This window comes from Paenibacillus cisolokensis, from assembly GCF_018403665.1.
Taxonomy (GTDB): Bacteria; Bacillota; Bacilli; order Paenibacillales; family Paenibacillaceae; genus Paenibacillus_AH; species Paenibacillus_AH cisolokensis.
Map to the genome: position 1 here is coordinate 1 of NZ_BOVJ01000161.1, position 8,197 is coordinate 8,197.

Consider the following 8,197-nt stretch of genomic DNA (forward strand, 5'->3'; position numbering starts at 1 on the left):
GGAGAGCACAACGGCACGTTCCGGGGCAACAATCTCGCCTTCGTCGCGGCGGAAGAAGCGCTCGCCTACTGGGAAGACGGCGAATTCGAGCGGGAAATTGCGGCGAAAGCGCGGCTTATGCAGCAATCGCTGCAGCGGATGTGCGAGGCGTATCCGGCATGCGGCGGAACGGTGCGCGGCCGGGGAATGATTCAAGGCATCGCCTTCGCCGAGCCGGAGCTGGCGGTCCGGCTGTGCAGAGCGGCGTTCGAGCGGGGCGTCATTATGGAGACGTCGGGCCCGCGGGACGAAGTGGCGAAGCTGATGCCGCCGCTGACGATCGAGCGGCCGCTGCTCGAAGAGGGGCTGCGACGTGTGGAGCAGTGCCTGAAGTTGCTGGCGGAGCACCCGTCCGACGCCACCATACTTGCCGGCCGTACATAACGGCCGGATACATGCGAGCGGGCAAGGCGCTTATCGCCATGCGAAAGAATTTGCCGCGAGGCCGTGGTTGCAGTTCAGACGAATGAAAGGGGAAAGGTCGAAATGATCGTAAAACATTTGGAGGATGTAATCGGGACGAAGGACGATGTGAGCGCGGCGACATGGATATCCAGAAGATTGATTCTGAAAAAGGACGGAGTCGGTTTTTCATTGAACGATACGATCATCAAACCGGGGACGGAGACGTTGATCTGGTACAAACATCATATCGAGGCCGTCTACTGCATCGAGGGAGAAGGCGAAATCCATCCGGAAGGACACCGGGCGTATCCGATTCGCCCCGGCACCTTGTATGTGCTGGACGGACATGAAAAGCATTATTTGCGGGCCAAGTCGCAATTGCGGATGGTGTGCGTGTTCACCCCGCCGCTTACCGGCGCCGAGGTGCATGACGAAGAAGGCGCATATCCGCTTGTGGAAGCTTAAAGCGAAGTAACGGCGTGGCAGTCATTGCGGCCGCTTGGAACAGCTTGCCGCGAATCTGCTGCCGATAATTCGAAACAAGGAGCTGATCGCGTGAAATCGTTTGTCGGAACGAATACGGAAGCTAGCGGTACGGAAGACCGCTACCCGTCCCGGGTCGGCGACAAGCCGGTCATCATAGAGCGGCGGGACCCGACTGTCTATTCGGAGTGGAGCGAAGACAGCCCGCTGACCCGCGAGCAGTCGGCGTTTTATGAAACGAACGGCTATTTGTTTCTGGAATCCTTCTTCACGGACGAGGAGATCGCCGAATGGCGGGAAGAGTTGAGACGGTTGCAGGAGCATTACCGGACGCGCGACGCGAAGGAAGTGATCCGGGAGCCGGGAGGCGGCGAGGTACGCTCAATCTTCGCGGTTCATGACCGCAACGACGTATTCCGTCAGGCGGCCCGGCATCCGCGGCTGCTGAACATCGTTCGTTACCTGTTGGGCGGCGACGTCTACGTACACCAGTCCCGCATTAATTACAAGCCGGGATTTGCAGGGAAAGAATTTTACTGGCATTCCGACTTCGAAACGTGGCATGTCGAGGACGGAATGCCGGCGATGCGGGCACTCAGCTGCTCGATCGCGCTGGAGGACAACTACCCGTTCAATGGCCCGCTCATGGTCATACCGGGCTCGCACCGCAAGTTCGTTTCCTGCGTCGGCCGGACGCCGGAGAACCATTTCAGGTCGTCGCTGCGGAAGCAGGAATACGGCGTTCCCGATCCCGGCAGTCTGACCGCACTCGTGCGGGAAAGCGGCATCGAGACTCCTATCGGGCGCAAAGGCTCGATCGTTCTGTTCGATTGCAATATTATGCACGGATCGAACAGCAACATAACGCCGTATCCGCGCAGCAATGTGTTTATCGTGTACAATAGCGTCGCCAACAAGCTGCAAGCCCCCTATTCGGGGCAGGCGCCACGGCCGACCTATATTGCCGCGCGCTGACGGGCAAGTGCCGCTGCCGTTCTGTATCGCCATTCGCTGACGGGCAGGTGCCGTTCTATCAATCGCCGAACCGGACTCGCAGCAGTATGATTTCGCTGCGGCTGCCGATGCGCAGCGGCGGGCCCCAGGTGCCGAAGCCGGAGGAAACGACCGCATGCATGCCGCCTATGACCCGGTACCCCCAATCGAGGTCGAACAATCGCTTCGTCAACAAATGGTTGGGCGCGAGCTGGCCGCGGTGGGTATGGCCGGACAGCGTCAGATCGGCGCCCTGCTCGGCTGCCAGGCGCAATTCGGCCGGCTGATGGTCCATCAGCACGATCGGCTTGGATCGGTCGAGGCCGTCAAGGAGCCGGCCGATCGGCAGACGGCCTTCCGGATCGTGCCCTTCGGATGCTTTGTCTTTGCGGCCGACGAGCTGCAGGCTGCCGTCGATGACGACTGTTTCATCGCGCAGCACGCGGATGCCCGCCGCTTCCATCTGTTCCAGATAAACGGGAATCGTTCTGCCGTAATATTCGTGGTTGCCCAGTACGGCATAGACGCCGAGCGGGGCGCGGAGCTTGCGCATAACGCCGCCCATATCGTTCGCGATATAAGGCGCGATATCGTCGTCGATGACGTCTCCCGGCAGCAGGATCAGGTCGGGACGCAGCCGTTCCGCCTCCTTGACGAGACGGTTCAGATGGCGCTTCCCGACGATGGCGCCGAGGTGCAGATCGGACGCGGCCAATATTCGCAGTTCCCGGCGCTTGCCGCCCGGCTTCGGGATGGCGATGTCATACGACCGGACGACCGGCAGCCAGGCGTTCCGCGACCCGACGATGAGCAGGACTGCCAATATTCCCGTTACCGTCCAGCCGAGCGCCGGAATATAAACGCCGGACGATAGGCCCGCCGCACGAAGCGCCAGAGCCGCAAGATCGGCCATCGGCAGCAGCAGCACCAGATATTCGAAAAGAGCGAGCCAGTAAGCGCCGATCCAGGTGAACACAGCTCCCAACGGGCGGGGGAGAAAGCGCCGGCCGGCCCGGCCGATCATATAAGCCAGCGCCGTCAGTGCGAGAACGGCGGTCAGCGCCCACACGTTGACGGTTCCGAAGACAGCGGACAGAAACAGCCAGATGTGCCAGCCGATATAGACGGTCAACAGGCTGTAGACGAGCAGGATGACGGATATCGTGACGAACAAGCGGGCAACGCTCCTTTTCTACCAACACTCCTTTTTACCGGAGGAAAGGGAAGGAATCTTTTATTTTTACTATAGCATACGCTCCGCGGCAGCGTAAAATAGCTGGCCGCGCTCCGTGCCCGTCTGCCGTTACCGTCAGTGAAAGAGCCGTGTTTTGCGCCGCCGAATTCGGCGCGGACATGGCTCTATTGCGTTGGAAAGTCGATCTCTCACCGATTGATAGTGTGGGAACGACGACGCCTGGTGCTTGGTTACTTGGTTACAAAATGTAAAGGGAAGGAATTGCCTTTTGATCGTCCACCCGTTATACTTTAATTAAACCGATCGGTCAGATTATTAACAAGAGGAGGGTTCATCGAGATGGCGCGCAAAACCCCTGAGGAGGCTGAACGTACACGACAGCAAATTATGAAGAGCGCTAAAGAGTTGTTTATCCGCAAAGGTTATGGCGCGTCATCGATGGAAGACATCTGCGAGGAAGCGGGTGTCAGCAAAGGCAGCATCTATTACCATTTCAAGAGCAAGGAGCAGTTGTTTCTTCGGTTGCTGGAACAAAACATGCTGGAATGGGAAGATAAATGGCGCGAGCTTGTCAAGCCGGGCATGACGGCGACGGAAAAGCTCTATGCGCTTGCCGAACATTATGCGCAGGATTTCGACAATCCGCTCATTAAGGCGGGCGAGGAATTCGCCGGCAGCTACGGCAGCGATCCTGCGGTGCTTGAACGGCTGCTCGACATCAGCCGCCGGCACTATCCGCTTATCGGCGAAGTGGTGGAGGAAGGCATCGAGAAGGGCGAATTCCGCCACGACGATCCGAAGGCGCTGACCTATATATTGGTCGGCATGATGAGCGGTCTCGGTCTCACTTATTATGAAAACATGCCCAAGGAAGAAGTGCTGGCGCTGCATCGGAAAGCGATCGATATTTTCGTCCAGGGCGCAGGCTTGCCGCGAAAAGGCTGACATGCGAACGGTTTGATCGCGAAAGCGGCATCTGTCGCGCCGCATCAACCCGGACGGCAACGGTCGGCTTCCGGCAGTACGGCCTCCCGCAGCGCGGATTTGTGACGGAGGCGTACTATCCGACCGCGTGGCAGCGGTCAGCTGTTTTTACAATTATACCGAACGGTCAGATTATAATAGGAGTGTGACAAGTCCGTGCCCCCCCTATTCCGTAATCGCGTTTTTCTCATCGTGGCGGGTGCCGATTTGCTCCAGCAGATTGGCATCTGGGTCCGCAACATGGCCCTTCTTTTCTATATTATGGAGCAGACGGGCAATAATCCGACGGCGGTGGCGCTGCTGACGGCGCTGGAATACTTGCCGATATTCGTATTTTCCATGATCGGCGGGACGTTAGCCGACCGGTGGAACCCGAAAAAGACGGTCATTATCGGCGATTCGCTAAGCGCGGTGTCGATCGTCGTCATCCTCGGTCTAGTATCGGCCGGTTGGTGGCAGGCGGCATTTGCCGCGACGGTTGTTTCGGCGGTCGTCAGCCAGTTCTCGCAGCCGTCTTCGTCGGTGTTGTTCAAGCGGCATGTTCCGGAGGAACTTATCGGTGCCGCAATCGGAATAACCCAAAGCCAGATGGCCATATTTATGATCGGCGGTCCGATTCTCGGCACGCTGATCTATTCCCGGCTTGGCATAGAGGCTTCGTTGGGCGTACTCATTGCGGTGTTCGCGCTTGCGGCGCTCATTCAGTTGGCGCTGCCGCCATCGCCGCGCGATACCTCTCCCGCCCCATCGCCGTTGCTCCGGGATATGCGGGAAGGCATCCGTTATGTCGCCGGAAAACCGAATTTGCGGCTGACGGCGGTTATGTTCCTGCTCGTCGGCTGCGCAACCGGCATTACGCAACCGCTCGATGTGTTCGTCACGATGGAGCGGCTCGGCTTGGCCAAGGAAGCGGTTCAATGGTTCGAAGCGCTGGCCGGGGTCGGATTGCTGGCCGGCGGGATTATCGCCGCCGTTTTCTCCGGCGTTGTGGATCGGCACCGCAGCCGCATCATACCGTTGGCGCTCATGGCGCTGTCAATCGGCACCGTGATCGAGGTGGTGTCGCTGTGGCCGGTGCTGACCGGAAGCGTACGGTTTTGCTAGGCATCATCATGACCTTTTTCCAAATCGTATTCGGCGCGCTCATTATTAAGGAGGTGGATGAAGCCTACATCGGACGTACGAACGGGGCGATCGTTCCGCTCATGATGGGAGGCATTCTGATCGGGTCGGCAATATCGGGTCTGCTGGCCGAAATCAGTCTGTTTGCCGCTTACGGCGTATCGGCTGCGTTGACGGCCGCCGGCGCGGCGCTGGCAACCCGGCTGCGGACAACGGACGCGGCTAAACATGCGCCAACGCATGCGGAAAACGCCTGAAACCTAACCGGGAAAAAGCGTTCACCATCCAGACGGGAAAATGTGCTCTTCATTCCGTGTAACGGTATGCCGATCTCCGGCCAAGCGGGAATACGCCGCACGAATTCCAGCCGGCGGCATACCGCTGCCGCTCGCTGTCCGAAACGGCAAGCCCGTGCCTTATACCCGCGCGGCACTGGCATAAAATCGTAAATGAAGCCGAAAGGCCGCTCCAATCGGCCGAACCGGATACAGCTGGCGGGCAGAGCCCCCCATTCTTCACTCGCCGCTGTCTGCTGCGTCATAGAGCTCGACAATGGCGCGGGCTTCGGCTTTTACCCGGTCCCGAAGCTCCGACGGTTCCTTTACCTTCAGCTGCGCACCGAAGGATAGAACGATTTCAGATGCCGAATCCAGCGTTTCGAATACGAGTTCGGCCTCGAGCCAGCCGTCCCTCGCCGGAAAGGTGGCTCCAATTTGAACATAACGCTCCCGGGAAAGCCGGGACAGCAGCTCCTCCTTGAGGATTACGGTTGCCGGATAGCGCGGCAAGGACGATTTGAACTCCGCCATGGACTGCTCCCAATATTGCGCCAACTGAAAGCCGTCCGGCCTTTCGAACGTTTCGTCCAGCAGGCGGGCATCAAGCAGACGGGAAATCCGGTACGTTCGCAAATGTCCATCGACCTCGGCGACCATGTACCAGACGTTTCGTTTGGCGACCAAACCGAGCGGATGGACGAGCCGTTCGGCCGGTTCGTTCCCTTCCCGCCGGTAGCGGATAAGCAATTTGCGTTCGTTCCAGACCGCCTCCTGCACAATGGGAAGATAATCGAACGATTCCCCGCCGGTTTGATGCCAGCCCGCCCCGTCAATATGAATGCGCTGCAGCACGAAATCGGTGTTCCGCTTAACCGTTTCGGGCGCTGCCGCAAGCAGCTTCTGGAACGCCGTCTCGAAATCGCCGCGTATGCCCAAATCATCCAGAAGACCGGTCGGATTGGTAAGGAGAAGCGATAAAATCTCTTTCGATTTCATGCCGGTCAGATGGGTCCGGTAGCCTTCCGACAACCGCCATCCTCCGCCGGACCCCCGTTCCGCGAACACTGGAATGCCGGCGGCGCTTAAAGCTTCCATATCCCGAAAAATCGTCCTTTCCGACACTTCCAGCTTATCCGCAAGCTCCCGGGACGTCAGCTTCCCGTTGTTTTGCAGCAGCAGCAATATCGTCAGCAGCCGGTCGGCTCTCATCGAGGTTCCCCCTTTTCCGTTCATTCCTTAAATATAAATCGCTGTACTGGCGGCGAATCTCTCCGATATAAACCCACCCGCCGGAAACGACCGGTTGACCGCCGAAATAGTAATGGCGCGCGGCCGATGCCCGGCGGAAATGTTATACAAAAAAACGTTTGACTTTGGGGCCAATGGATGCTAATATTTGGGTAAATATTTGGCCCAAAAATAGCCCAAAATTTACCCAAATTCTGCCCGAAATGTAGCCAAACGCTGCCCGGATTTGCGCAAGACGACTCGAATGGCAGGGGAGCGTTCCCCGGCAACGTTATGACTAATGGACGAAGGTGAATCGTATAAAATGCCAACGTTGAAAGATATTGCCCGGAAAGTCGGTTTCTCCATCTCGACAGTATCCCGCGTCTTGAACAACGACATGAGCCGCCACATCAGTCCCGAAACGAGAACGAAAATATGGAAAGCCGCCAAAGAGCTGGGGTATGTTTCGGATGAAGAGGCAAAGCCTTCCCCCGGGAACGCGGCAAAGCCTGGCGCCGCAGCAGGCGGGAGGCAGATCGGCTGTATCGTATCCGTGCCCCAAAACAAATATAATCATCCCTATTTTTCCCCGATACTGGAAGGGATCGAAAAGAAGCTTTCCGAGCTCGGCTGTTCCCTTGCTTACGTCATTACGATGAAGGAGATCGAGGGAGAGAAAGCGATACGCCGGCTGGTGCAGGAGCACAAGCTGGACGGGTGCATTATCGTCGAAGGGATACGCCCCGATATTTACGAATATATCAAAAAAATCGTCCCCGCGGTCGTCGGCATCGACATTGCCGATCCTACTGTTCCGGTCATTTCCTACGACCGGGTGCAAGCAGCGAAGTCGGCGGTCGCCCATCTGATCGAACAGGGGCATCGGCAAATCGGTTTTATCGGCGGGACCGGGCTTACCGGAGACATCGAACGGGAAAAACGTTACCGCGGCTACCGGGCCGCCCTGCAGGAAGCGGGGCTCGAAGCCGATCCGCAATGGATCATCAATTCGGGCTGGGACGTCGACGTCACGTATTCCCGCATGTCCGAATTGCTGGATACGAACGGACTCCGGATCCCGACGGCTATATTCGCCGCCAGCGACATGATGGCGATCTCGGCGATGCGGGCCGTGGCGGAACGGGGACTTCGCATTCCGCAGGACATCGCTTTTGTCGGACTCGACAATATCGAAGTGTCGCAGTACACCTCGCCGCCGCTCTCCACGGTTCACATTCCGAAGAGCGAAATCGGCATGATGGCGGCCAAAGTGCTTGTCGACCAGATCGAGGGACATCATCCGCTGCCGTTCAGGATGCTGCTTCCGTACCGGCTGCTCATCCGGCAGTCTTCCGATTATATCCGAAAATAAGAGAGAAAATCGCTGCCGGATTCATATTTTTGATAGTTGGACAAAAAACGATTATTTTGGGCCCAAAAATCGACAGAAAGGGGAAGGGAAATGAAG

The 8,197-nt window shown here is 57.9% G+C and carries 9 protein-coding genes; 7 read left to right on the forward strand and 2 right to left on the reverse strand.

The features are described 5' to 3' along the window. The 3 genes from PACILC2_RS20605 to thpD form a co-directional block, all read left to right on the forward strand. The coding region (locus PACILC2_RS20605) for an aminotransferase class III-fold pyridoxal phosphate-dependent enzyme (protein WP_213530552.1) at positions 1 to 423 on the forward strand (423 nt) is incomplete at its 5' end. Positions 424 to 525: 102 nt separating this feature from the next. After that, positions 526 to 909: an ectoine synthase gene (locus PACILC2_RS20610; protein ID WP_213530554.1), complete on the forward strand. Its 384-nt coding sequence runs from the start codon at positions 526 to 528 to the stop codon at positions 907 to 909. A gap of 90 nt (positions 910 to 999) precedes the next feature. Beyond that, entirely contained in the window at positions 1,000 to 1,902 is a 903-nt protein-coding gene (gene thpD, locus PACILC2_RS20615; RefSeq protein WP_213530556.1) for an ectoine hydroxylase, read from the forward strand. Positions 1,903 to 1,960: 58 nt separating this feature from the next. On the opposite strand, the gene PACILC2_RS20620 is transcribed toward thpD, so the two are convergent. After that, positions 1,961 to 3,094: a metallophosphoesterase gene (locus PACILC2_RS20620; RefSeq protein ID WP_213530558.1), complete on the reverse strand. Its 1,134-nt coding sequence runs from the start codon at positions 3,092 to 3,094 to the stop codon at positions 1,961 to 1,963. Positions 3,095 to 3,454: 360 nt separating this feature from the next. Here PACILC2_RS20620 and PACILC2_RS20625 point away from each other — a divergent pair, with 360 nt between their 5' ends. From PACILC2_RS20625 to PACILC2_RS27365, 3 genes are all read left to right on the forward strand, one after another. Continuing rightward, positions 3,455 to 4,060 carry a TetR/AcrR family transcriptional regulator gene (locus tag PACILC2_RS20625; RefSeq protein WP_062490822.1) on the forward strand — a complete coding sequence of 202 codons (606 nt, stop codon included), beginning with the start codon at positions 3,455 to 3,457 and terminating at the stop codon, positions 4,058 to 4,060. Positions 4,061 to 4,306: 246 nt separating this feature from the next. Continuing rightward, positions 4,307 to 5,203, forward strand: coding sequence for an MFS transporter (locus tag PACILC2_RS20630; RefSeq protein WP_244863693.1), 897 nt, complete (start codon positions 4,307 to 4,309; stop codon positions 5,201 to 5,203). Continuing rightward, positions 5,167 to 5,478 carry a hypothetical protein gene (locus PACILC2_RS27365; RefSeq protein WP_244863694.1) on the forward strand — a complete coding sequence of 104 codons (312 nt, stop codon included), beginning with the start codon at positions 5,167 to 5,169 and terminating at the stop codon, positions 5,476 to 5,478. Before PACILC2_RS20630 ends, PACILC2_RS27365 begins: the two co-directional genes overlap by 37 nt. A gap of 258 nt (positions 5,479 to 5,736) precedes the next feature. Here the strand turns inward: PACILC2_RS27365 and PACILC2_RS20635 are convergent, their stop codons facing one another. Continuing rightward, positions 5,737 to 6,708, reverse strand: coding sequence for a helix-turn-helix transcriptional regulator (locus tag PACILC2_RS20635; RefSeq protein ID WP_213530560.1), 972 nt, complete (start codon positions 6,706 to 6,708; stop codon positions 5,737 to 5,739). A 343-nt stretch (positions 6,709 to 7,051) separates the two neighbouring features. On the opposite strand from PACILC2_RS20635, the gene PACILC2_RS20640 reads away from it, so the two are divergent. Beyond that, positions 7,052 to 8,101: a LacI family DNA-binding transcriptional regulator gene (locus tag PACILC2_RS20640; protein WP_213530562.1), complete on the forward strand. Its 1,050-nt coding sequence runs from the start codon at positions 7,052 to 7,054 to the stop codon at positions 8,099 to 8,101. Positions 8,102 to 8,197 lie beyond the last annotated feature (96 nt).